The sequence below is a fragment of the Vampirovibrionales bacterium genome, assembly GCA_016712355.1.
GTDB lineage: Bacteria > Cyanobacteriota > Vampirovibrionia > Vampirovibrionales > Vampirovibrionaceae > JADJRF01.
This window is the reverse complement of the sequence record JADJRF010000005.1, coordinates 2302145-2325912: the sequence shown is the minus strand read 5'-3', so window position 1 is coordinate 2325912 and position 23768 is coordinate 2302145. Positions and strand designations below refer to the sequence as shown.

General features: G+C 59.0%; 18 protein-coding genes. 17 read left to right on the top strand and 1 reads right to left on the bottom strand.

Annotation, left to right across the window (positions count from 1 at the left end; translation table 11 throughout):
* Positions 1-163 precede the first annotated feature (163 nt).
* From IPK79_12105 to IPK79_12025, 17 genes are all read left to right on the top strand, one after another.
* Positions 164-469 (top strand): hypothetical protein, encoded by a 306-nt coding sequence (locus IPK79_12105; protein MBK8191179.1) that lies wholly within the window; start codon positions 164-166, stop codon positions 467-469.
* 36 nt (positions 470-505) lie between these two features.
* The gene (locus tag IPK79_12100) at positions 506-895 is read left to right on the top strand and encodes a hypothetical protein (GenBank protein MBK8191178.1); all 390 of its coding nucleotides are present in this window, start codon (positions 506-508) and stop codon (positions 893-895) included.
* Between the two features lie 546 nt (positions 896-1441).
* The gene (locus IPK79_12095) at positions 1442-1801 is read left to right on the top strand and encodes a hypothetical protein (protein ID MBK8191177.1); all 360 of its coding nucleotides are present in this window, start codon (positions 1442-1444) and stop codon (positions 1799-1801) included.
* A gap of 99 nt (positions 1802-1900) precedes the next feature.
* Positions 1901-2206, top strand: a complete 306-nt coding sequence (locus IPK79_12090) for a hypothetical protein (protein MBK8191176.1) — start codon at positions 1901-1903, stop codon at positions 2204-2206.
* 36 nt (positions 2207-2242) lie between these two features.
* Positions 2243-2548 (top strand): hypothetical protein, encoded by a 306-nt coding sequence (locus tag IPK79_12085; protein ID MBK8191175.1) that lies wholly within the window; start codon positions 2243-2245, stop codon positions 2546-2548.
* Positions 2549-2584: 36 nt separating this feature from the next.
* Entirely contained in the window at positions 2585-2890 is a 306-nt protein-coding gene (locus IPK79_12080; GenBank protein MBK8191174.1) for a hypothetical protein, read from the top strand.
* A gap of 36 nt (positions 2891-2926) precedes the next feature.
* Positions 2927-3316, top strand: coding sequence for a hypothetical protein (locus IPK79_12075; GenBank protein ID MBK8191173.1), 390 nt, complete (start codon positions 2927-2929; stop codon positions 3314-3316).
* A 546-nt stretch (positions 3317-3862) separates the two neighbouring features.
* Complete coding sequence (locus IPK79_12070; GenBank protein ID MBK8191172.1) at positions 3863-4222, top strand: hypothetical protein; 360 nt, start codon at positions 3863-3865, stop codon at positions 4220-4222.
* A 99-nt stretch (positions 4223-4321) separates the two neighbouring features.
* The gene (locus tag IPK79_12065; GenBank protein ID MBK8191171.1) at positions 4322-4627 is read left to right on the top strand and encodes a hypothetical protein; all 306 of its coding nucleotides are present in this window, start codon (positions 4322-4324) and stop codon (positions 4625-4627) included.
* A gap of 36 nt (positions 4628-4663) precedes the next feature.
* Positions 4664-4969, top strand: a complete 306-nt coding sequence (locus IPK79_12060) for a hypothetical protein (GenBank protein MBK8191170.1) — start codon at positions 4664-4666, stop codon at positions 4967-4969.
* 36 nt (positions 4970-5005) lie between these two features.
* Positions 5006-5311, top strand: coding sequence for a hypothetical protein (locus IPK79_12055; protein ID MBK8191169.1), 306 nt, complete (start codon positions 5006-5008; stop codon positions 5309-5311).
* A gap of 36 nt (positions 5312-5347) precedes the next feature.
* On the top strand, positions 5348-5737 hold the full coding sequence (locus IPK79_12050; GenBank protein MBK8191168.1) for a hypothetical protein: 390 nt from the start codon (positions 5348-5350) through the stop codon (positions 5735-5737).
* Between the two features lie 546 nt (positions 5738-6283).
* Positions 6284-6643 carry a hypothetical protein gene (locus tag IPK79_12045; protein ID MBK8191167.1) on the top strand — a complete coding sequence of 120 codons (360 nt, stop codon included), beginning with the start codon at positions 6284-6286 and terminating at the stop codon, positions 6641-6643.
* Between the two features lie 99 nt (positions 6644-6742).
* Complete coding sequence (locus IPK79_12040; GenBank protein ID MBK8191166.1) at positions 6743-7048, top strand: hypothetical protein; 306 nt, start codon at positions 6743-6745, stop codon at positions 7046-7048.
* A gap of 205 nt (positions 7049-7253) precedes the next feature.
* Entirely contained in the window at positions 7254-7559 is a 306-nt protein-coding gene (locus IPK79_12035) for a hypothetical protein (GenBank protein ID MBK8191165.1), read from the top strand.
* A gap of 36 nt (positions 7560-7595) precedes the next feature.
* Complete coding sequence (locus tag IPK79_12030) at positions 7596-7985, top strand: hypothetical protein (GenBank protein MBK8191164.1); 390 nt, start codon at positions 7596-7598, stop codon at positions 7983-7985.
* 546 nt (positions 7986-8531) lie between these two features.
* Positions 8532-8954, top strand: coding sequence for a hypothetical protein (locus tag IPK79_12025; protein ID MBK8191163.1), 423 nt, complete (start codon positions 8532-8534; stop codon positions 8952-8954).
* Positions 8955-9138: 184 nt separating this feature from the next.
* Here the strand turns inward: IPK79_12025 and IPK79_12020 are convergent, their stop codons facing one another.
* Entirely contained in the window at positions 9139-23715 is a 14577-nt protein-coding gene (locus IPK79_12020) for a filamentous hemagglutinin N-terminal domain-containing protein (GenBank protein MBK8191162.1), read from the bottom strand.
* Between the last annotated feature and the right edge of the window lie 53 nt (positions 23716-23768).

The window sequence follows — 23768 nt, the reverse complement described above, 5'->3', positions numbered from 1 at the left end:
GAGAAGCTGCGGTGGCATTGGAATCGATGGCGTTGCCTGCGGTTCCGATGTCGCCGGAGGTCGCGCTCAGCGCGAGTGTTCCGGCGTTGAGTACGCCTGCGGACTGGGTAATATCGCCAGTGCCTGAGGCAGTAATGGTGAGGGAAGTAGTCCCTGTGACGTTATGATTGAGGGTAATATCGCCATCGGGGTCAGAGGAGGCGAGGGTTGTGGCATCGGCGGAGATGTCGCCAGCGGTGGTAATATCGCCAGCGGCGGCGATCTGGAGAGTGCCGCCGACGGCAGAGGCATTGATGGTGAGGCCGTTGGCTTCAGAGAGGAAGGCGTCGCCGGATGTATTGAGAGAGGCTGCGGTGGCATTGGAATCGATGGCGTTGCCTGCGGTTCCGATGTCGCCGGAGGTCGAGCTCAGCGCAAGGGTTCCGGCGTTGAGGACGCCTGCGGACTGGGTAATATCGCCAGTGCCTGAGGCGGTGATGGTGAGGGAAGTAGTGCCCGTAACGTTATGATTGAGGGCGATATCGCCATCGGGGTCAGAGGAGGCGAGGGTTGTGGCATCGGCGGAGATGTCGCCGGCGGTAGTAATATCGCCAGCGGCGGTGATATCGAGTGTTCCGGAGGCGGAAGAAGCGTTGATGGAGAGGTTATTGGCTTCGGCGAGGAAGAGGTGGTGAGCGGGCCCCTGGATAGTGGCGGAGAGGTTGGAGATATTGGTATCGAGCCTGTCGAGTGCGGAGCCGACGGAGGTATGGGTATCGAGGGAGAGAGTTTGCGCGGAGAGGACGCCTGCGGACTGGGTGAGGACGCCGGTTCCGTCGAGTGTGAGAGTGAGGTTGTTGGTGGCGGTGAGGTTGTCGTGCAGAGTGATATCGCCATTGGATTGAGTGATGAGTGAGATATTACTGGCGGAGAGGGTATTTGCGGCGTCGATATGTCCGAGGGCGGCGGTGATGGAGAGGTTGGTAGCGGCGGAGAGGGAGTTGAGGTTAAGATTGGAGGCGGTATCGGTGGGTGAGAAGCTGCCATTGGTGGCGTAGCCGGAGAGTTCGGCCTGGTTGAAGTTGCCTGAGAGGTTGAGGGAGTTATCGATATGGAACTGAACGCCGCCGGTGGCGTTAATGAGGAGTCCGGTTCCGGAGACGCTGTGGTTATTGGCGGTGGAAATGAGGACGTTGACGGAGTCGCCGAGGGCGGAGAGGGTTCCGTTATTGGCTGGGCCTGAGGGGAGGTCGTTGAGGAAGGTGATAGTACCGCCGCCGCCGCCGCCAGCGTTGATGGTGACGTTGGAGAGGTCGAGGTCAGAGTTCTGGTAGTCGATGGAGACGGTGCCGCCGGCTTGTGCCTGTAGGGTTCCGACGGAGGCGAAGTTGCCATCGATGGTGATGGTGCCGCCTGCTCCGAGAGCGTTAATGGTATCGCCGGGGTTGACGGCGGTTCCGCCGTGGTCGTCGAAGGAAGCGCCGCCGGAGTTGCCGATGGCGTGTACGAGAGTGCCGGCGTGAGCGATATCGATGTTATGTGCGGTAAAGGAGATGGTGGAGGACTGGTGAGTGAGCGCGGCTCCGTTATCGAGGTGGATATCGCCAGTGGCGGAGTTGAGGGTGAGGGTATCGGCGGCGTTGAGGTTGCCTTGCAGGGTGATATTGCCAGCGGCGGCGAGGTCGAGGGTATGGAGGGCGGTGGCGGCGTTGAGGGTAATGTTATCGGTTTCGTTGAGGAAGAGGTCGCCGGCGGTATTGAGTGTGAGTGTGGCGGCATTGATATCGAGTCTGTCGAGAGCGGTTCCGAGTCCGCCGTTTGAGTTAAAGGTGAGGAGTCCGCCTGTAATGGTTCCCGCGGACTGGGTAATATCGCCAGTGCCTGAGGCAGTAATGGTGAGGGAAGTAGTCCCTGTGACGTTATGATTGAGTGTAATATCGCCATCGGGGTCAGAGGAGGCGATGGAGGCGGCATCGGCGGAAATGGCGCCAGCGGTGGCGATATCGCCAGCGGCGGAAATTTCAAGCGTGCCGCCGACGGCAGAGGCATTGATGGTGAGGTTATTGGCCTCAGAGAGGAAGGCGTCGCCGGATGTATTGAGGGAGGCTGCGGCGGCATTGGAATCGATGGCGTTGCCTGCGGTTCCGATGTTGCCAGAAGTCGCGCTCAGCGCAAGGGTTCCGGCGTTGAGGACGCCTGCGGATTGGGTGATATCGCCAGTACCTGAGGCAGAAATGGTGAGGGAAGTAGTGCCCGTGACGTTATGATTGAGGGTAATATCGCCATCGGGGTCAGAGGAGGCGATGGAGGCGGTATCGGCGGAGATGGCGCCAGCGGTGGTAATATCGCCAGCGGCGGAAATTTCAAGCGTGCCGCCGACGGCAGAGGCATTGAGGGTGAGGTTACTGGCTTCAGAGAGGAAGGCGTCGCCTGTGGTATTGAGAGAAGCTGCGGTGGCATTGGAATCGATGGCGTTGCCTGCGGTTCCGATGTCGCCGGAGGTCGCGCTCAGCGCGAGTGTTCCGGCGTTGAGTACGCCTGCGGACTGGGTAATATCGCCAGTGCCTGAGGCAGTAATGGTGAGGGAAGTAGTCCCTGTGACGTTATGATTGAGGGTAATATCGCCATCGGGGTCAGAGGAGGCGAGGGTTGTGGCATCGGCGGAGATGTCGCCAGCGGTGGTAATATCGCCAGCGGCGGCGATCTGGAGAGTGCCGCCGACGGCAGAGGCATTGATGGTGAGGCCGTTGGCTTCAGAGAGGAAGGCGTCGCCGGATGTATTGAGAGAGGCTGCGGTGGCATTGGAATCGATGGCGTTGCCTGCGGTTCCGATGTCGCCGGAGGTCGAGCTCAGCGCAAGGGTTCCGGCGTTGAGGACGCCTGCGGACTGGGTAATATCGCCAGTGCCTGAGGCGGTGATGGTGAGGGAAGTAGTGCCCGTAACGTTATGATTGAGGGCGATATCGCCATCGGGGTCAGAGGAGGCGAGGGTTGTGGCATCGGCGGAGATGTCGCCGGCGGTAGTAATATCGCCAGCGGCGGTGATATCGAGTGTTCCGGAGGCGGAAGAAGCGTTGATGGAGAGGTTATTGGCTTCGGCGAGGAAGAGGTGGTGAGCGGGCCCCTGGATAGTGGCGGAGAGGTTGGAGATATTGGTATCGAGCCTGTCGAGTGCGGAGCCGACGGAGGTATGGGTATCGAGGGAGAGAGTTTGCGCGGAGAGGACGCCTGCGGACTGGGTGAGGACGCCGGTTCCGTCGAGTGTGAGAGTGAGGTTGTTGGTGGCGGTGAGGTTGTCGTGCAGAGTGATATCGCCATTGGATTGAGTGATGAGTGAGATATTACTGGCGGAGAGGGTATTTGCGGCGTCGATATGTCCGAGGGCGGCGGTGATGGAGAGGTTGGTAGCGGCGGAGAGGGAGTTGAGGTTAAGATTGGAGGCGGTATCGGTGAGTGAGAAGCTGCCATTGGTGGCGTAGCCGGAGAGTTCGGCCTGGTTGAAGTTGCCTGAGAGGTTGAGGGAGTTATCGATATGGAACTGAACGCCGCCGGTGGCGTTAATGAGGAGTCCGGTTCCGGAGACGCTGTGGTTATTGGCGGTGGAAATGAGGACGTTGACGGAGTCGCCGAGGGCGGAGAGGGTTCCGTTATTGGCTGGGCCTGAGGGGAGGTCGTTGAGGAAGGTGATAGTACCGCCGCCGCCGCCGCCAGCGTTGATGGTGACGTTGGAGAGGTCGAGGTCAGAGTTCTGGTAGTCGATGGAGACGGTGCCGCCGGCTTGTGCCTGTAGGGTTCCGACGGAGGCGAAGTTGCCATCGATGGTGATGGTGCCGCCTGCTCCGAGAGCGTTAATGGTATCGCCGGGGTTGACGGCGGTTCCGCCGTGGTCGTCGAAGGAAGCGCCGCCGGAGTTGCCGATGGCGTGTACGAGAGTGCCGGCGTGAGCGATATCGATGTTATGTGCGGTAAAGGAGATGGTGGAGGACTGGTGAGTGAGCGCGGCTCCGTTATCGAGGTGGATATCGCCAGTGGCGGAGTTGAGGGTGAGGGTATCGGCGGCGTTGAGGTTGCCTTGCAGGGTGATATTGCCAGCGGCGGCGAGGTCGAGGGTATGGAGGGCGGTGGCGGCGTTGAGGGTAATGTTATCGGTTTCGTTGAGGAAGAGGTCGCCGGCGGTATTGAGTGTGAGTGTGGCGGCATTGATATCGAGTCTGTCGAGAGCGGTTCCGAGTCCGCCGTTTGAGTTAAAGGTGAGGAGTCCGCCTGTAATGGTTCCCGCGGACTGGGTAATATCGCCAGTGCCTGAGGCAGTAATGGTGAGGGAAGTAGTCCCTGTGACGTTATGATTGAGTGTAATATCGCCATCGGGGTCAGAGGAGGCGATGGAGGCGGCATCGGCGGAAATGGCGCCGGCGGTGGTAATATCGCCAGCGGCGGAAATTTCAAGCGTGCCGCCGACGGCAGAGGCATTGATGGTGAGGTTATTGGCCTCAGAGAGGAAGGCGTCGCCGGATGTATTGAGGGAGGCTGCGGCGGCATTGGAATCGATGGCGTTGCCTGCGGTTCCGATGTTGCCGGAGGTGGAGGAAAGCGCAAGGGTTCCGGCGTTGAGGACGCCTGCGGACTGGGTAATATCGCCAGTGCCTGAGGCAGTAATGGTGAGGGAAGTAGTGCCTGTGACGTTATGATTGAGGGAGATATCGCCATCGGGGTCAGAGGAGGCGAGGGTCGTGGCGTCGGCGGAAATGGCGCCAGCGGTGGTAATATCGCCAGCGGCGGAAATTTCAAGCGTGCCGCCGACGGCAGAGGCATTGAGGGTGAGGTTACTGGCTTCAGAGAGGAAGGCGTCGCCTGTGGTATTGAGAGAAGCGGCGGTGGCATTGGAATCGATGGCGTTGCCTGCGGTTCCGATGTCGCCGGAGGTCGCGCTCAGCGCGAGTGTTCCGGCGTTGAGTACGCCTGCGGACTGGGTAATATCGCCAGTGCCTGAGGCAGTAATGGTGAGGGAAGTAGTCCCTGTGACGTTATGATTGAGGGTAATATCGCCATCGGGGTCAGAGGAGGCGATGGAGGCGGCGTCGGCGGAAATGGCGCCAGCGGTGGCGATATCGCCAGCGGCGGCGATCTGGAGAGTGCCGCCGACGGCAGAGGCATTGATGGTGAGGTTATTGGCCTCAGAGAGGAAGGCGTCGCCTGTGGTATTGAGGGAGGCTGCGGTGGCATTGGAATCGATGGCGTTGCCTGCGGTTCCGATGTCGCCGGAGGTCGAGCTCAGCGCAAGGGTTCCGGCGTTGAGGACGCCTGCGGACTGGGTAATATCGCCAGTGCCTGAGGCAGTAATGGTAAGGGAAGTAGTGCCTGTGACGTTATGATTGAGGGTAATATCGCCATCGGGGTCAGAGGAGGCGAGGGTTGTGGCATCGGCGGAGATGTCGCCGGCGGTAGTAATATCGCCAGCGGCGGTGATATCGAGTGTTCCGGAGGCGGAAGAAGCGTTGATGGAGAGGTTATTGGCTTCGGCGAGGAAGAGGTGGTGAGCGGGCCCCTGGATAGTGGCGGAGAGGTTGGAGATATTGGTATCGAGCCTGTCGAGTGCGGAGCCGACGGAGGTATGGGTATCGAGGGAGAGAGTTTGCGCGGAGAGGACGCCTGCGGATTGGGTGAGGACGCCGGTTCCGTCGAGTGTGAGGGTGAGGTTGTTGGTGGCGGTGAGGTTGTCGTGCAGAGTGATATCGCCATTGGATTGAGTGATGAGTGAGATATTACTGGCGGAGAGGGTATTTGCGGCGTCGATATGTCCGAGGGCGGCGGTGATGGAGAGGTTGGTAGCGGCGGAGAGGGAGTTGAGGTTAAGATTGGAGGCGGTATCGGTGAGTGAGAAGCTGCCATTGGTGGCGTAGCCGGAGAGTTCGGCCTGGTTGAAGTTGCCTGAGAGGTTGAGGGAGTTATCGATATGGAACTGAACGCCGCCGGTGGCGTTAATGAGGAGTCCGGTTCCGGAGACGCTGTGGTTATTGGCGGTGGAAATGAGGACGTTGACGGAGTCGCCGAGGGCGGAGAGGGTTCCGTTATTGGCTGGGCCTGAGGGGAGGTCGTTGAGGAAGGTGATAGTACCGCCGCCGCCGCCGCCAGCGTTGATGGTGACGTTGGAGAGGTCGAGGTCAGAGTTCTGGTAGTCGATGGAGACGGTGCCGCCGGCTTGTGCCTGTAGGGTTCCGACGGAGGCGAAGTTGCCATCGATGGTGATGGTGCCGCCTGCTCCGAGAGCGTTAATGGTATCGCCGGGGTTGACGGCGGTTCCGCCGTGGTCGTCGAAGGAAGCGCCGCCGGAGTTGCCGATGGCGTGTACGAGAGTGCCGGCGTGAGCGATATCGATGTTATGTGCGGTAAAGGAGATGGTGGAGGACTGGTGAGTGAGCGCGGCTCCGTTATCGAGGTGGATATCGCCAGTGGCGGAGTTGAGGGTGAGGGTATCGGCGGCGTTGAGGTTGCCTTGCAGGGTGATATTGCCAGCGGCGGCGAGGTCGAGGGTATGGAGGGCGGTGGCGGCGTTGAGGGTAATGTTATCGGTTTCGTTGAGGAAGAGGTCGCCGGTGGTATTGAGTGTGAGTGTGGCGGCATTGATATCGAGTCTGTCGAGCGCGGTTCCGAGTCCGCCGTTTGAGTTAAAGGTGAGGAGTCCGCCTGTAATGGTTCCCGCGGATTGAGTAATATCGCCAGTGCCTGAGGCAGTAATGGTGAGGGAAGTAGTCCCTGTGACGTTATGATTGAGGGTAATATCGCCATCGGGGTCAGAGGAGGTGATGGAGGCGGCATCGGCGGAAATGGCGCCAGCGGTGGCGATATCGCCGGCGGCAGAGACTTGAAGCGTGCCGCCGACGGCAGAGGCATTGATGGTGAGGTTATTGGCCTCAGAGAGGAAGGCGTCGCCGGATGTATTGAGGGAGGCTGCGGCGGCATTGGAATCGATGGCGTTGCCTGCGGTTCCGATGTTGCCGGAGGTGGAGGAAAGCGCAAGGGTTCCGGCGTTGAGGACGCCTGCGGACTGGGTAATATCGCCAGTGCCTGAGGCAGTAATGGTGAGGGAAGTAGTGCCTGTGACGTTATGATTGAGGGTAATATCGCCATCGGGGTCAGAGGAGGCGAGGGTCGGTTCCGATGTCGCCGGAGGTCGCGCTCAGCGCGAGTGTTCCGGCGTTGAGTACGCCTGCGGACTGGGTAATATCGCCAGTGCCTGAGGCAGTAATGGTGAGGGAAGTAGTCCCTGTGACGTTATGATTGAGGGTAATATCGCCATCGGGGTCAGAGGAGGCGATGGAGGCGGCGTCGGCGGAAATGGCGCCAGCGGTGGCGATATCGCCAGCGGCGGCGATCTGGAGAGTGCCGCCGACGGCAGAGGCATTGATGGTGAGGTTATTGGCCTCAGAGAGGAAGGCGTCGCCTGTGGTATTGAGGGAGGCTGCGGTGGCATTGGAATCGATGGCGTTGCCTGCGGTTCCGATGTCGCCGGAGGTCGAGCTCAGCGCAAGGGTTCCGGCGTTGAGGACGCCTGCGGACTGGGTAATATCGCCAGTGCCTGAGGCAGTAATGGTGAGGGAAGTAGTCCCTGTGACGTTATGATTGAGGGCGATATCGCCATCGGGGTCAGAGGAGGCGAGGGTTGTGGCATCGGCGGAGATGTCGCCGGCGGTAGTAATATCGCCAGCGGCGGTGATATCGAGTGTTCCGGAGGCGGAAGAAGCGTTGATGGAGAGGTTATTGGCTTCGGCGAGGAAGAGGTGGTGAGCGGGCCCCTGGATAGTGGCGGAGAGGTTGGAGATATTGGTATCGAGCCTGTCGAGTGCGGAGCCGACGGAGGTATGGGTATCGAGGGAGAGAGTTTGCGCGGAGAGGACGCCTGCGGATTGGGTGAGGACGCCGGTTCCGTCGAGTGTGAGGGTGAGGTTGTTGGTGGCGGTGAGGTTGTCGTGCAGAGTGATATCGCCATTGGATTGAGTGATGAGTGAGATATTACTGGCGGAGAGGGTATTTGCGGCGTCGATATGTCCGAGGGCGGCGGTGATGGAGAGGTTGGTAGCGGCGGAGAGGGAGTTGAGGTTGATATTGGAGGCGGTATCGGTGAGTGAGAAGCTGCCATTGGTGGCGTAGCCGGAGAGTTCGGCCTGGTTGAAGTTGCCTGAGAGGTTGAGGGAGTTATCGATATGGAACTGAACGCCGCCGGTGGCGTTAATGAGGAGTCCGGTTCCGGAGACGCTGTGGTTATTGGCGGTGGAAATGAGGACGTTGACGGAGTCGCCGAGGGCGGAGAGGGTTCCGTTATTGGCTGGGCCTGAGGGGAGGTCGTTGAGGAAGGTGATAGTACCGCCGCCGCCGCCGCCAGCGTTGATGGTGACGTTGGAGAGGTCGAGGTCAGAGTTCTGGTAGTCGATGGAGACGGTGCCGCCGGCTTGTGCCTGTAGGGTTCCGACGGAGGCGAAGTTGCCATCGATGGTGATGGTGCCGCCTGCTCCGAGAGCGTTAATGGTATCGCCGGGGTTGACGGCGGTTCCGCCGTGGTCGTCGAAGGAAGCGCCGCCGGAGTTGCCGATGGCGTGTACGAGAGTGCCGGCGTGAGCGATATCGATGTTATGTGCGGTAAAGGAGATGGTGGAGGACTGGTGAGTGAGCGCGGCTCCGTTATCGAGGTGGATATCGCCAGTGGCGGAGTTGAGGGTGAGGGTATCGGCGGCGTTGAGGTTGCCTTGCAGGGTGATATTGCCAGCGGCGGCGAGGTCGAGGGTATGGAGGGCGGTGGCGGCGTTGAGGGTAATGTTATCGGATTCGTTGAGGAAGAGGTCGCCGGTGGTATTGAGCGTGAGGGTGGCGGCATTGATATCGAGCCTGTCGAGAGCGGTTCCGAGTCCGCCGTTGGAATTAAAGGTGAGGAGTCCGCCTGTAATGGTTCCTGCGGATTGGGTGATATCGCCCGTGCCTGAGGCGGTAATGGTGAGGGAAGTGGTCCCTGTGACGTTATGATTGAGGGTAATATCGCCATCGGGGTCAGAGGAGGTGATGGAGGCGGCATCGGCGGAAATGGCGCCAGCGGTGGCGATATCGCCAGCGGCGGAAATTTCAAGCGTGCCGCCGACGGCAGAGGCATTGATGGTGAGGTTATTGGCCTCAGAGAGGAAGGCGTCGCCGGATGTATTGAGGGAGGCTGCGGCGGCATTGGAATCGATGGCGTTGCCTGCGGTTCCGATGTTGCCGGAAGGTGGCGCTCAGCGCGAGGGATCCGGCGTTGAGTACGCCTGCGGACCGGGAAATATAGCCAGTGCCTGAGGCAGAAATGGTGAGGGACGTAGTCACTGTGACGGTAGGATAGAGGGTAATATCGGCAGCGGGATCAGAGGAGGCGAGGGACGTGGTGTCGGCGGAGATGGCGCCAGCGGTGGTAATATCGCCAGCGGCGGAAATTTCAAGCGTGCCGCCGACGGCAGAGGCATTGAGGGTGAGGTTACTGGCTTCAGAGAGGAAGGCGTCGCCTGTGGTATTGAGAGAAGCTGCGGTGGCATTGGAATCGATGGCGTTGCCTGCGGTTCCGATGTCGCCGGAGGTCGCGCTCAGCGCGAGTGTTCCGGCGTTGAGTACGCCTGCGGACTGGGTAATATCGCCAGTGCCTGAGGCAGTAATGGTGAGGGAAGTAGTCCCTGTGACGTTATGATTGAGGGTAATATCGCCATCGGGGTCAGAGGAGGCGATGGAGGCGGCGTCGGCGGAGATGGCGCCAGCGGTGGCGATATCGCCAGCGGCGGCGATCTGGAGAGTGCCGCCGACGGCAGAGGCATTGATGGTGAGGTTGTTGGCCTCAGAGAGGAAGGCGTCGCCTGAGGTATTGAGAGAGGCTGCGGTGGCATTGGAATCGATGGCGTTGCCTGCGGTTCCGATGTCGCCGGAGGTCGAGCTCAGCGCAAGGGTTCCGGCGTTGAGGACGCCTGCGGACTGGGTAATATCGCCAGTGCCTGAGGCGGTGATGGTGAGGGAAGTAGTGCCTGTGACGTTATGATTGAGGGCGATATCGCCATCGGGGTCAGAGGAGGCGAGGGTTGTGGCATCGGCGGAGATGTCGCCGGCGGTAGTAATATCGCCAGCGGCGGTGATATCGAGTGTTCCGGAGGCGGAAGAAGCGTTGATGGAGAGGTTATTGGCTTCGGCGAGGAAGAGGTGGTGAGCGGGCCCCTGGATAGTGGCGGAGAGGTTGGAGATATTGGTATCGAGCCTGTCGAGTGCGGAGCCGACGGAGGTATGGGTATCGAGGGAGAGAGTTTGCGCGGAGAGGACGCCTGCGGATTGGGTGAGGACGCCGGTTCCGTCGAGTGTGAGGGTGAGGTTGTTGGTGGCGGTGAGGTTGTCGTGCAGAGTGATATCGCCATTGGATTGAGTGATGAGTGAGATATTACTGGCGGAGAGGGTATTTGCGGCGTCGATATGTCCGAGGGCGGCGGTGATGGAGAGGTTGGTAGCGGCGGAGAGGGAGTTGAGGTTGATATTGGAGGCGGTATCGGTGAGTGAGAAGCTGCCATTGGTGGCGTAGCCGGAGAGTTCGGCCTGGTTGAAGTTGCCTGAGAGGTTGAGGGAGTTATCGATATGGAACTGAACGCCGCCGGTGGCGTTAATGAGGAGTCCGGTTCCGGAGACGCTGTGGTTATTGGCGGTGGAAATGAGGACGTTGACGGAGTCGCCGAGGGCGGAGAGGGTTCCGTTATTGGCTGGGCCTGAGGGGAGGTCGTTGAGGAAGGTGATAGTACCGCCGCCGCCGCCGCCAGCGTTGATGGTGACGTTGGAGAGGTCGAGGTCAGAGTTCTGGTAGTCGATGGAGACGGTGCCGCCGGCTTGTGCCTGTAGGGTTCCGACGGAGGCGAAGTTGCCATCGATGGTGATGGTGCCGCCTGCTCCGAGAGCGTTAATGGTATCGCCGGGGTTGACGGCGGTTCCGCCGTGGTCGTCGAAGGAAGCGCCGCCGGAGTTGCCGATGGCGTGTACGAGAGTGCCGGCGTGAGCGATATCGATGTTATGTGCGGTAAAGGAGATGGTGGAGGACTGGTGAGTGAGCGCGGCTCCGTTATCGAGGTGGATATCGCCAGTGGCGGAGTTGAGGGTGAGGGTATCGGCGGCGTTGAGGTTGCCTTGCAGGGTGATATTGCCAGCGGCGGCGAGGTCGAGGGTATGGAGGGCGGTGGCGGCGTTGAGGGTAATGTTATCGGATTCGTTGAGGAAGAGGTCGCCGGTGGTATTGAGCGTGAGGGTGGCGGCATTGATATCGAGCCTGTCGAGAGCGGTACCGAGTCCGCCGTTGGTATTAAAGGTGAGGAGTCCGCCTGTAATGGTTCCTGCGGATTGGGTGATATCGCCCGTGCCTGAGGCGGTAATGGTGAGGGACGTGGTGCCTGTGACGTTATGATTGAGGGTAATATCGCCATCGGGGTCAGAGGAGGCGATGGAGGCGGTATCGGCGGAAATGGCGCCAGCGGTGGCGATATCGCCAGCGGCGGAAATTTCAAGCGTGCCGCCGACGGCAGAGGCATTGATGGTGAGGTTATTGGCCTCAGAGAGGAAGGCGTCGCCGGATGTATTGAGGGAGGCTGCGGCGGCATTGGAATCGATGGCGTTGCCTGCGGTTCCGATGTTGCCAGAAGTCGCGCTCAGCGCAAGGGTTCCGGCGTTGAGGACGCCTGCGGATTGGGTGATATCGCCAGTACCTGAGGCAGAAATGGTGAGGGAAGTAGTGCCCGTGACGTTATGATTGAGGGTAATATCGCCATCGGGGTCAGAGGAGGCGATGGAGGCGGTATCGGCGGAGATGGCGCCAGCGGTGGTAATATCGCCAGCGGCGGAAATTTCAAGCGTGCCGCCGACGGCAGAGGCATTGAGGGTGAGGTTACTGGCTTCAGAGAGGAAGGCGTCGCCTGTGGTATTGAGAGAAGCTGCGGTGGCATTGGAATCGATGGCGTTGCCTGCGGTTCCGATGTCGCCGGAGGTCGCGCTCAGCGCGAGTGTTCCGGCGTTGAGTACGCCTGCGGACTGGGTAATATCGCCAGTGCCTGAGGCAGTAATGGTAAGGGAAGTAGTCCCTGTGACGTTATGATTGAGGGTAATATCGCCATCGGGGTCAGAGGAGGCGATGGAGGCGGCGTCGGCGGAAATGGCGCCAGCGGTGGCGATATCGCCAGCGGCGGCGATCTGGAGAGTGCCGCCGACGGCAGAGGCATTGATGGTGAGGTTATTGGCCTCAGAGAGGAAGGCGTCGCCTGTGGTATTGAGAGAGGCTGCGGTGGCATTGGAATCGATGGCGTTGCCTGCGGTTCCGATGTCGCCGGAGGTCGAGCTCAGCGCAAGGGTTCCGGCGTTGAGGACGCCTGCGGACTGGGTAATATCGCCAGTGCCTGAGGCGGTGATGGTGAGGGAAGTAGTGCCCGTAACGTTATGATTGAGGGCGATATCGCCATCGGGGTCAGAGGAGGCGAGGGTTGTGGCATCGGCGGAGATGTCGCCGGCGGTAGTAATATCGCCAGCGGCGGTGATATCGAGTGTTCCGGAGGCGGAAGAAGCGTTGATGGAGAGGTTATTGGCTTCGGCGAGGAAGAGGTGGTGAGCGGGCCCCTGGATAGTGGCGGAGAGGTTGGAGATATTGGTATCGAGCCTGTCGAGTGCGGAGCCGACGGAGGTATGGGTATCGAGGGAGAGAGTTTGCGCGGAGAGGACGCCTGCGGACTGGGTGAGGACGCCGGTTCCGTCGAGTGTGAGAGTGAGGTTGTTGGTGGCGGTGAGGTTGTCGTGCAGAGTGATATCGCCATTGGATTGAGTGATGAGTGAGATATTACTGGCGGAGAGGGTATTTGCGGCGTCGATATGTCCGAGGGCGGCGGTGATGGAGAGGTTGGTAGCGGCGGAGAGGGAGTTGAGGTTAAGATTGGAGGCGGTATCGGTGAGTGAGAAGCTGCCATTGGTGGCGTAGCCGGAGAGTTCGGCCTGGTTGAAGTTGCCTGAGAGGTTGAGGGAGTTATCGATATGGAACTGAACGCCGCCGGTGGCGTTAATGAGGAGTCCGGTTCCGGAGACGCTGTGGTTATTGGCGGTGGAAATGAGGACGTTGACGGAGTCGCCGAGGGCGGAGAGGGTTCCGTTATTGGCTGGGCCTGAGGGGAGGTCGTTGAGGAAGGTGATAGTACCGCCGCCGCCGCCGCCAGCGTTGATGGTGACGTTGGAGAGGTCGAGGTCAGAGTTCTGGTAGTCGATGGAGACGGTGCCGCCGGCTTGTGCCTGTAGGGTTCCGACGGAGGCGAAGTTGCCATCGATGGTGATGGTGCCGCCTGCTCCGAGAGCGTTAATGGTATCGCCGGGGTTGACGGCGGTTCCGCCGTGGTCGTCGAAGGAAGCGCCGCCGGAGTTGCCGATGGCGTGTACGAGAGTGCCGGCGTGAGCGATATCGATGTTATGTGCGGTAAAGGAGATGGTGGAGGACTGGTGAGTGAGCGCGGCTCCGTTATCGAGGTGGATATCGCCAGTGGCGGAGTTGAGGGTGAGGGTATCGGCGGCGTTGAGGTTGCCTTGCAGGGTGATATTGCCAGCGGCGGCGAGGTCGAGGGTATGGAGGGCGGTGGCGGCGTTGAGGGTAATGTTATCGGTTTCGTTGAGGAAGAGGTCGCCGGCGGTATTGAGTGTGAGTGTGGCGGCATTGATATCGAGTCTGTCGAGAGCGGTTCCGAGTCCGCCGTTTGAGTTAAAGGTGAGGAGTCCGCCTGTAATGGTTCCCGCGGACTGGGTAATATCGCCAGTGCCTGAGGCAGTAATGGTGAGGGAAGTAGTCCCTGTGACGTTATGATTGAGTGTAATATCGCCATCGGGGTCAGAGGAGGCGATGGAGGCGGCATCGGCGGAAATGGCGCCGGCGGTGGTAATATCGCCAGCGGCGGAAATTTCAAGCGTGCCGCCGACGGCAGAGGCATTGATGGTGAGGTTATTGGCCTCAGAGAGGAAGGCGTCGCCGGATGTATTGAGGGAGGCTGCGGCGGCATTGGAATCGATGGCGTTGCCTGCGGTTCCGATGTTGCCGGAGGTGGAGGAAAGCGCAAGGGTTCCGGCGTTGAGGACGCCTGCGGACTGGGTAATATCGCCAGTGCCTGAGGCAGTAATGGTGAGGGAAGTAGTGCCTGTGACGTTATGATTGAGGGAGATATCGCCATCGGGGTCAGAGGAGGCGAGGGTCGTGGCGTCGGCGGAAATGGCGCCAGCGGTGGTAATATCGCCAGCGGCGGAAATTTCAAGCGTGCCGCCGACGGCAGAGGCATTGAGGGTGAGGTTACTGGCTTCAGAGAGGAAGGCGTCGCCTGTGGTATTGAGAGAAGCGGCGGTGGCATTGGAATCGATGGCGTTGCCTGCGGTTCCGATGTCGCCGGAGGTCGCGCTCAGCGCGAGTGTTCCGGCGTTGAGTACGCCTGCGGACTGGGTAATATCGCCAGTGCCTGAGGCAGTAATGGTGAGGGAAGTAGTCCCTGTGACGTTATGATTGAGTGTAATATCGCCATCGGGGTCAGAGGAGGCGAGGGTTGTGGCATCGGCGGAGATGGCGCCAGCGGTGGCGATATCGCCAGCGGCGGAAATTTCAAGAGTGCCGCCGACGGCGGAGGCATTGATGGTGAGGTTATTGGCCTCAGAGAGGAAGGCGTCGCCGGATGTATTGAGAGAGGCTGCGGTGGCATTGGAATCGATGGCGTTGCCTGCGGTTCCGATGTCGCCGGAGGTCGAGCTCAGCGCAAGGGTTCCGGCGTTGAGGACGCCTGCGGACTGGGTAATATCGCCAGTGCCTGAGGCGGTGATGGTGAGGGAAGTAGTGCCCGTAACGTTATGATTGAGGGCGATATCGCCATCGGGGTCAGAGGAGGCGAGGGTTGTGGCATCGGCGGAGATGTCGCCGGCGGTAGTAATATCGCCAGCGGCGGTGATATCGAGTGTTCCGGAGGCGGAAGAAGCGTTGATGGAGAGGTTATTGGCTTCGGCGAGGAAGAGGTGGTGAGCGGGCCCCTGGATAGTGGCGGAGAGGTTGGAGATATTGGTATCGAGCCTGTCGAGTGCGGAGCCGACGGAGGTATGGGTATCGAGGGAGAGAGTTTGCGCGGAGAGGACGCCTGCGGACTGGGTGAGGACGCCGGTTCCGTCGAGTGTGAGAGTGAGGTTGTTGGTGGCGGTGAGGTTGTCGTGCAGAGTGATATCGCCATTGGATTGAGTGATGAGTGAGATATTACTGGCGGAGAGGGTATTTGCGGCGTCGATATGTCCGAGGGCGGCGGTGATGGAGAGGTTGGTAGCGGCGGAGAGGGAGTTGAGGTTGAGACTGGAGGCGGTATCAGTGAGTGAGAAGCTGCCGCCCGAGGAGCCTGACAAAATTCCATTATGGAAATTTCCGCTCAACGTGCTATTACCGGCAACATTGAAAACAATATTATTGGCCGTGATGTTGGTATTGGTTCCTGAAACATTATGCCCATTGGTGATGTTCAGGGTGACCGTGCCGCCGCTGCTCCCGGCTTGAGCGTCAATAGTGCCATTATCTCCCGCGCCCGACGGCAGGTCGTTTAAAATGCTAATGCTTCCATTTGCAGCCGTTGCGGTATCAATTGTGACGTTATTGAGGTTTAAGTCGCTGCTGCTATAATTAATCGTAATATCGCCGCTGCCAGATGACGCGCGCAGCGTGCCGACGCTTGAGAAGTTTCCGTCGACTGTCAGTGCGCCTGCGCCTCCCACTGCGGCGCCGATGCTATCCCCTGGATTAATCGGCAGATAAGGCGTCCCGCCGTTATCATCATAAGTGGCGCCGATGCCGGTTCCGGTCGCCTGCACGAGAGAGCCAGCGTTGGACATGCTGATGGTTCCGCCGCCAGTGGCGGTAATGGTGACGTTTTGCCCTTTGTGCGTGCGCGCGCTTCCGGCGTCGTCCAGCGTAATATTACCGCCGCCGTTGGCTGTTAACGTTAAATTGCCGCCGGTCGTTTGAATATTGCCGTTGAGGTCAAGAAGTCCATTGGATTGCAGGATTAAATTGCCAAGGCTGGTAATCGCGCCATTCTGGGTGAGTCCACCGGTGCGGGCGTAAAGTCCTAAATTGTTGGCTCCGGTGGTAATGCTTCCGGCTCCGGTAATGCTGCCGCCGTACACGTCGATATCGTACGCTTTGCCGCTGAAATCCCAGCCGGTTGCGATGTTGACGGCGCCGGTCCCTGCGGCGCTGTCGCCGAGAATTATTTTGCTGGGCGAGGCCGTGGTGGTATCAATATAATTAAAGAAATTGGCGTTGGTAAAGCTTAATGCGCCTGCGCCGCCGTTAATGCCGATAGTCGTGCTGGCGGTTCGCGGTTTAAAGATAATATTACCGCCATTATTGCGAATCTGGCCGTAAGTAAAATCAAAACTGTTGCCAATCATGACGATATCACCCGTCATCGTGTTGGCGCCAATTGTGCTGGTTGCGCTGGGAAATGGCATGCCGATATCGGCTGAGTTGCCGTCAATGGCAGTGCCTGTAATCGTGAGCGTGCCGCTGGCGGTATAAACCTGGGCTGAACCATCAAATTCAACGCCGTTATTTTCCCAAATGCCGCCGCCATCAAAAGTGCCGAGTCCGCCCGTACCTGTCAGGGTGATATTGCCTGTGCCAGTGGTGAACACTTGTGCAGAGTTATAGATGCTAATTCCATTTACATATGCAGCGCTAGGATTATTACTCCCGCCCGTGCCGACCATGCTAATCAGTCCGTCAGCAGACGATATCGTTGAACTCTGTATTACAATTCCACTGCCTGCCCCGACGCTATTTCCAACTAGAGAAATATTACCCGTCGATGAAGAGATGGTTTGTCCAGACAAATGTATTCCCTCATCTCCTCCTAATCCAATGCCGGAAGTCCCCGTGATGGTCATAATGCCATCTTGCGTGGTTAGAGAACCCGATAAATAAATCCCCTTATTGTTTCCTCCGGTGCCATTGCCGCCAGTACCCGTCAGCGTGATGTCTCCGTTTTGCGTGCTGGCCGCAAGAGAGCCAAATATCCCGAAAAGATTGTCGCGTCCTGTGCCTCCGCTGCCAATCAGGGAGACATCGCCTGTGGTAGTGCTAATGACTGCACTCAGGTTGATCCCGTAATGGTTATCGGTTCCGGCCTGACTGAAGCCTTGCCCTCGGACAGAGATATTGCCGGCGCCTGTGTCCAGGCTGCCATTTAAATAAACGCCGTCATAATAAGTTGCGTTTCCTCTGGCTGCGCTCAGGCTCGGGTCGGCGCCGCCGCCGATGGTGATATTGCCGTTATTGGTGGTGAAATCAACATAATCCAGAAATACAGCCCCACTGCCGGAGGCGTCGCTGTCGGAGTTGATAACGACATGGAGTTTGTTGCTGCTGGAAGAGACAGTGTTATAGTTGCCGACGGTGGAATCCAGAATGACATTCCCGGCGGCCTTCAGGGTGAGTGTTGCGTCGCCGCCGGCGCTTTTGGTGATATCTCTTCCGGCGGTCAGTTGAACGTTGTTGGCGCTGGAATAAGCCGTAAAGTCATAGCCGCCCAGCGTAATATTGTTTTGCAGATTGATTTTATTCATATTCTGTAAGGTGAGCGCGAATTTACCGGCGCCGGCGCCGGACATGTTCAGCACGCCCATGGCGTAAAGCTGATTGTTGGTGGTGGTTGTATCGCCGATGGTGACGCTGGCGGCGGTGATTCGGTTGAGTTCCGGGTTTGAAACGTCAAAAAGCGTTGCCGTGTCGTTATTGTCGGTCGCATTGCCAACATCTATTCGAATATTATTACTGGCGGTAATGCTGACGCTGCCGCTTCCGGCGTTGAGCGCGTTGTTGAGGTCAAATTGATCGCCTTTGAGCGTGACATTGGCATTGCCGGAAGTGATATTGCCGCTGATCGTCAAGGCTCCGGCGCCGCTGCCGTCGTTGTCTGCCGTCAGGGTAATGGCGCCATTGCTGGTGGTGATGCCGCTGTTGAGCGTCACGTCGTCATTGGCGGTAAGGGTGACGGTATGGGCGCCAGCGGTAATGCCGGTGGCGGCGTCGAAAATAACATCGCGCTTATTCAGCAGTTGAAGATTAAATTTGCCAGCGCCGGAACCGGAGAGATCCAGCGCGCCTTTCAGGATGGTATCCGAATTGGGCGTCGTCGTATCGCCGATGGTGACGGTCGCGGCAGTGATTCTGCCTAATTCCGCGCTGGAAACGTCGAATATCGTGCCGCTGTCGGCGTTATCCGTTGCGCCTGCCACGTCAATTTCCTTATCGCTCATGGCCGTGAGCGTGACGGTGGAGGAACCGGCGTTGACGCTGGCGTTTATATCGGCTTGTGCGCCTTTGAGGGTAATGGCGTTATTATTACTGGTGAGAACGCCGTTGCTGGTGAGGGAGCCGGTGTTATTGCCGTCGCTGTCGGCAATTAACGTTAAAGCGCCGGTAGAAGTCAGCGCGCCGCCTGCGGTCAGGTGCGTGATGCTGGACAGGCTCAAGGCGCTCCCGGCGGTCAGGGCGCCGGTGGTAATGTCACTGGCGGTGTCGGTAAGCGAAAAGCTGCTTCCAGACGAGCCCGACAGAATACCGTTATGGAAATTCCCGCTCAAGTTGGCGCTGCCCGAAACGCCGAATATAATATTGCTGCTGGTGATATTCACGTTGCTTCCAGAAACGCCGTATCCGCCGGTTGTATTGAGGGTGACCGTGGAGCCGCCGGTTTGTTGCGTGAGCGTGCCGTTATTGCCGCTGCCCGATACGTCGCCCGATAAATTAATGGATCCGCTGCTGCCGGTGACGGTTATCGTAACGTTATTCAGGTTTAAATTGCTGCTGTCATAATTAACCGTGACGCTGCCGGTTTTGCCAAGAGCGCGAAGCGTCCCTGCATTCGCCAGATCGCCGGTGCTGTTAATAATGCCGCCTGCGCCGCCGGTTGCGCTAATGGTATCGCCGGGCGTGATGGGTAAAATGCCGGCCGTACCCGCATTGTCATCGTAACTTAAGGTTGTATTGCTGCCGCTGCCGGTGGCTTCAACAACGGTACCGCTGTTGGCCACGGTAATGCTGCTGCCGGTTAAATTAATATTTTTCGCCTGATGCGTTCTGCTCGTCCCGGCTGTATCGAGCGTTAAAGCCCCGGTCGCGCTCAGGCTCAAGTCTCCTGAGGACGTGAGATTCCCGCCCGCGGCGTCCAGCGTGCCGGCCGTGGTTTGAAGCGTCAGGTTGCCCGTGGTGGTAATGGCGCCGGCGGTTGTAATATTACCGCCCGCAATCACGCTGACGGCTTGCGTTGCGCTGGAAGCGTTAATGGTGATGGCATTCGCTTCGGTAATACTGATGCTGCCGGCTCCTGTGCCATTAATTGCGAGCGAGCCCACTGACGTATTAAAAGTAGAGGTATTGCCGACGTTGCCGCCCGCATTCAGCGTAAGAAGTCCAGAGGTCGACACGCGATCGGTTGCGCCGTCGTCGTTAATCGTGCCAGAAGCCTGTAATAACACGTTACCTGTTCCGCTGATGGTATTATTCAGCAACAAATTGCCGCTGAGCGCATAGAGTCCCGCATCGTTGGCGCCGGTGGTCAAGGCGCCTGCCAGCGTCACGCTGCCGCCGGCGATATCAATATCATAGGCCTTGGCGCTGTAGTTATACGCGTTAATATTCACCGCGCCGCTGCCCAGCGATTTATCGCCCAGGATAATTTTGCCCGGAGAAACCGTCGCCGTATCGATAAAATTAAAGAAGCTGGCGTCCGTAAAACTCAGCGCCCCCGCGCCGCCTGCCACGCCAATGCTGGTGCTGGCGGTTCTGGGTTTAAACGTCAGCGTCCCGCCGTTATTCTGGAATTTAAAATCCGAGAACGTGTAACTATTGCCAATCAGCGTAATATTACCCGTCATGGTATTGGCGCCGATCACATTACCCGTTCCGGTAGAGAGCGATTCAAACCGAAGGTCGTTATTGGCGCCGCCGCCCGTGCCAGTCAGCGTAATATTGCCAGAGGCTGCAATCACCTTGCTGCTGCCTTCGAGCCAGATCCCATACGAGTCTGCGGCGCTGCCGGTGGCGGTTCCGGTAATCGAGATGTTCCCAGTGCCGGTGGCTTGAATCGTGGACAGGTCCCACATATCAATACCCGCGCCGCCGCCGGAGCTGCCGCCCCCGGTGGCGGTGATGTTGATGTTACCATTCTGAGAAGAAATACCAGAAGAATACCCTAATAGCACTCCTAGATTCCAACTGCCCGTCGCGCTAGCCAGTCCGTTCCCCACGATGGTGAGGTCCCCAGACGCCGTACTCACGCTGGACGTCTGGCGAATATCGACCCCATGGTTATCATTGGTCCCCTTACCCCCGGTCCCGGTTAAGCTCAACGTCCCCGCGCCGGTCGTAGAGACAGACGATGCATTGATAAAAACGCCATGATTCTCAATTCCCGTAGCTGTGCTACTGCCGGTCCCGGTAAACGCAATATTCCCGCCCAGAGTATTGATGGTAGAAGCGTCAACAGAGACGCCATTGTTATAATTCGCGCCGGTGCCGTTGCTAGTGCCTGACAGGCTGATAGCGCCCGTATTGGTCTGAAAGGTATTAACAACTTTAACCGCGACGCCATAAGCATTATTGCCGCTCCCGGTTCCGGTTCCCGTGATACTGATTCCCCCAGAACCGCTGGCGGAAAAGGAGCCGTAGTTGAACTCTACGCCTGTATTTTCTGTTGCTGCGCTAGCCCCGCCTGTGCCGGTTAAAGAAATCGCGCCATCTGCGGTCGTGAGTGTGAGGTAAGAGGTTAGAATTCCGCGGTTTCCGGTGCTACTATTGCCGGTGCCGCCTGTTCCGACGAGGGTCATATTTCCGCTGGTGCTGGAAAGTGTTGTGCCGTCAATATTAATCCCATGATGAGCGCCGGACGTACCGATACTATAGCCTTGGCCCCGAATGCCGAGATTGCCGGCGCCTAATGTAAAGGCGCTCTGACTGATGTTGACGCCATTGAAATAAGTTGCGTTTCCGCGGGCGGCTGTTGTGGTGGGGTCTGCGCCGCCGCCGAAGGTTACGTTGCCGCTATTGCTGGTGAGGTTGACATAATTTAAATAGATGGCCCCACTGCCAGAAGCGTCGCTATCCGAATTGAAAATGACATTGAGTTTATTGCTGCTGGAGGTAAGGTCACTGGTTGCGCCTGCTGCCGCGTTGAGAATAATATTGCCCGCAGCTTTGAACGTGAGCGTCGCGTCTCCCCCGGTGGTTTTGGTGATGTCTTTATTACTGGTCAGTTGAACGTCGCCGGCGCTGGAGTAGGCAGTAAAGTTATAACCGCCCAGCGTGATATTATTCTGCAGATTGATTTTGTTCATATTCTGCAGGGTGAGCGCGAATTTACCGGCGCCGCTTCCAGAGAGATCCAGATCGCCCATCGTATAGAGCTGGTTGTTGGTGGTGGTGGTATCGCCGATAGTGACGCTGGCGGCGGTAATACGGTTGAGTTCCGGGTTGGAGACGTCAAAAAGCGTGGCGCCGTCGCCGTTATCTGTCGCGTTGCCCACGTTAATACGAATATTATTACTGGCCGTGATGCTCACGCTGCCGCTTCCGGCGTCGAGCGCGTTATTCAGGTCAAATTGATCGCCTTTGAGCGTGACGTTGCCGCCGCCGGAGGTGACGTTGGCGCTGACGGTGAGGGTCCCGGCGCCGCTGCCGTCAGAATCCGCATTGAGGCTAATGGCGCCGTTGCCGGTATCAATCGTCCCGCTGGCAGTGAGCGCATCGCGCGAACTGACGCTGATCGCGCCGCCGGTTTTATCGCCCGCCGCGCCCTTGGTGCTGAGTTTGCCCAGCGTGACCGACGCGCCGCTGATGGTGATATTACCGCCCTCTGTGCGAATGACGTCGGCCGTATCGGCCATCGAGAACGTCCCGGCCCCGCTGTTGTCGGCGTCGGCGGTCAGCGTGATGGATCCGGTGGTGGCGGCCAGCCCCAGCGTGTTATCCGTCAGGTTGTTTACGGTGATGTTGTTGTTGGCCTGAAGCACCACGTTGGAAGTGGCGGCCATCGATTCCAGCTTGGTTTCGCCGATGTTCATGGTGGCGGGCGCGTCTGCGGCGAGAATCTGGTCGTCATTGAGTTGCGCGTCGTCCGCCCCGGCGCCGTCGACGATGTTGATATCCGTCGGATCCAGCAGGACGGTCCCCATGGCGCCGTTGACGGCGCGGGTGTCGACGTCGCCCATAAAGGCGAGGTTTTCTTTGCCGGAGACTTCTACCAGGCCGCCGTCGCCGCCTTGTGCGCCGCCTTGGGCGCTGATATGGCCATAGTATTGGGTCGATTGATCCGCCCAGACGATGACTTTACCGCCGTCGCCCTGTTGCGTGGCGTCCGCCTTGATTTGAACGTCGCGGGTCACCCATGTTTTCTGCGCATTGCGGATTGCGGGGTTTTGGCCCTGGAAGTCGCCGCCGATAAGCACTTCGCCGCCGCCGGTCCCGCCGGATGCATCTACAATGGCGGTTCCATGAAACGCCACCTGTCCGCCCAAGGCGTGAATACGGCCGCCGTGGCCCGTGTCGGCCCCGCGCGCCAGCAGGTTGCCCGTATTATCAACCCGATCGCCTTCCATCGTCAGTTCGCCGCCGTCAAATGTCGTGACGGCGTTGGCGCTTACGTCGAGGGTTCCGGCGTTGCGGATCTGCGCGAGCTGATTATCCGTGTAGCCCAGGACCTTGATGCTGGCGCCTTCGCGCGTGGCGCTGACGGTACGCATCACGCCTTCATTGTTGATCGTGCGTTCATAAAGCGCTTCGCTCAGCTTGGCCTGAAGCTCAATGGTATGAGCGTCAATCACGCCCGTGTTGCCGATCGCGTCGCGCAGGCCCTCTATCGCGCTGAGCAGACTCTGGTCGATGGTGACTTCTACCGCCTGCTGCCCACTCATCGACAGGCGGATTCGGTCGCCGACCGCGAGTTTTACCGCGCCATCAGGCGCAAAGATATTGCCGCTGTTGCTGACAGCCCCGCCCGACAGGACGACAAAGCCGCCTGATTGCGCGGCGATGTTGCCGCTGTTCTGGATCGCGCCGGGGCCCATCCCGTCCACCCGCCCGAAGGTCCAGTTATTGGCGAGGTAGTCGGCGCTGGACAGATGCAGACTGGACGCAATCAGGCTCCCGACGTTCACGTTGGCCGTGGCGCCAAAGTTAATGCCCGCCGGGTTGGTCAAAATGACGGTTCCGGTATTGGCGCTGAGGTTGCCCATAATCGAGCTCGTCCCCCCGCCCAGAATCCGGTTGAGAATAGAGGAGAAGTTATTGCCCAGAAAGAAGTTGACGCTTTCTCCCTGGGCGATATGAAAGCTCTGGTAATTGACGATAGCCTGCTGGCTCTGGCTGGTGATATTGAGCGTATTGCCGTTGACGACCTCGAAATTGACGTCGCCGCTCTCGACCTGCCAGCCGGTGGGAAGGGCCTGAACCTGCTGCATAATCATCATCGAGAGCAGCAGCGCGCCCACAAAGCGTTTGAGGGCTTTTCCCCAAGTCAGGCCGCCGTTGAGGACGCCGAAAAGGCGTCCAATCCATCCCACCAGGTCGTCTTCGTGGGTCTGAAGGGTGCGTGCGCCTTTGGCGGTCAGGCAAATATACCGGTGTTGATTCCCGGCTCGTCTGACTATGCGGTTTTCCGAAGGAGGCGGCATGCGCGCAATACCCATATCACACCCATCTGATACGCTATCGGCGCCCGGTCAAA

Bases quoted from the DNA above. Each gene is read 5' to 3' on its own strand.
- IPK79_12080 (MBK8191174.1), top strand. From the start codon at position 2,585: ATGATTGAGGGTAATATCGCCATCGGGGTCAGAGGAGGCGAGGGTTGT.
- IPK79_12105 (MBK8191179.1), top strand. From the start codon at position 164: ATGATTGAGGGTAATATCGCCATCGGGGTCAGAGGAGGCGAGGGTTGT.
- IPK79_12090 (MBK8191176.1), top strand. From the start codon at position 1,901: ATGATTGAGTGTAATATCGCCATCGGGGTCAGAGGAGGCGATGGAGGC.
- IPK79_12035 (MBK8191165.1), top strand. From the start codon at position 7,254: ATGATTGAGGGTAATATCGCCATCGGGGTCAGAGGAGGCGATGGAGGC.
- IPK79_12020 (MBK8191162.1), bottom strand. From the start codon at position 23,715: ATGCCGCCTCCTTCGGAAAACCGCATAGTCAGACGAGCCGGGAATCAA.
- IPK79_12065 (MBK8191171.1), top strand. From the start codon at position 4,322: ATGATTGAGTGTAATATCGCCATCGGGGTCAGAGGAGGCGATGGAGGC.
- IPK79_12100 (MBK8191178.1), top strand. From the start codon at position 506: ATGATTGAGGGCGATATCGCCATCGGGGTCAGAGGAGGCGAGGGTTGT.
- IPK79_12075 (MBK8191173.1), top strand. From the start codon at position 2,927: ATGATTGAGGGCGATATCGCCATCGGGGTCAGAGGAGGCGAGGGTTGT.
- IPK79_12055 (MBK8191169.1), top strand. From the start codon at position 5,006: ATGATTGAGGGTAATATCGCCATCGGGGTCAGAGGAGGCGATGGAGGC.
- IPK79_12060 (MBK8191170.1), top strand. From the start codon at position 4,664: ATGATTGAGGGAGATATCGCCATCGGGGTCAGAGGAGGCGAGGGTCGT.
- IPK79_12050 (MBK8191168.1), top strand. From the start codon at position 5,348: ATGATTGAGGGTAATATCGCCATCGGGGTCAGAGGAGGCGAGGGTTGT.
- IPK79_12030 (MBK8191164.1), top strand. From the start codon at position 7,596: ATGATTGAGGGCGATATCGCCATCGGGGTCAGAGGAGGCGAGGGTTGT.
- IPK79_12085 (MBK8191175.1), top strand. From the start codon at position 2,243: ATGATTGAGGGTAATATCGCCATCGGGGTCAGAGGAGGCGATGGAGGC.
- IPK79_12040 (MBK8191166.1), top strand. From the start codon at position 6,743: ATGATTGAGGGTAATATCGCCATCGGGGTCAGAGGAGGTGATGGAGGC.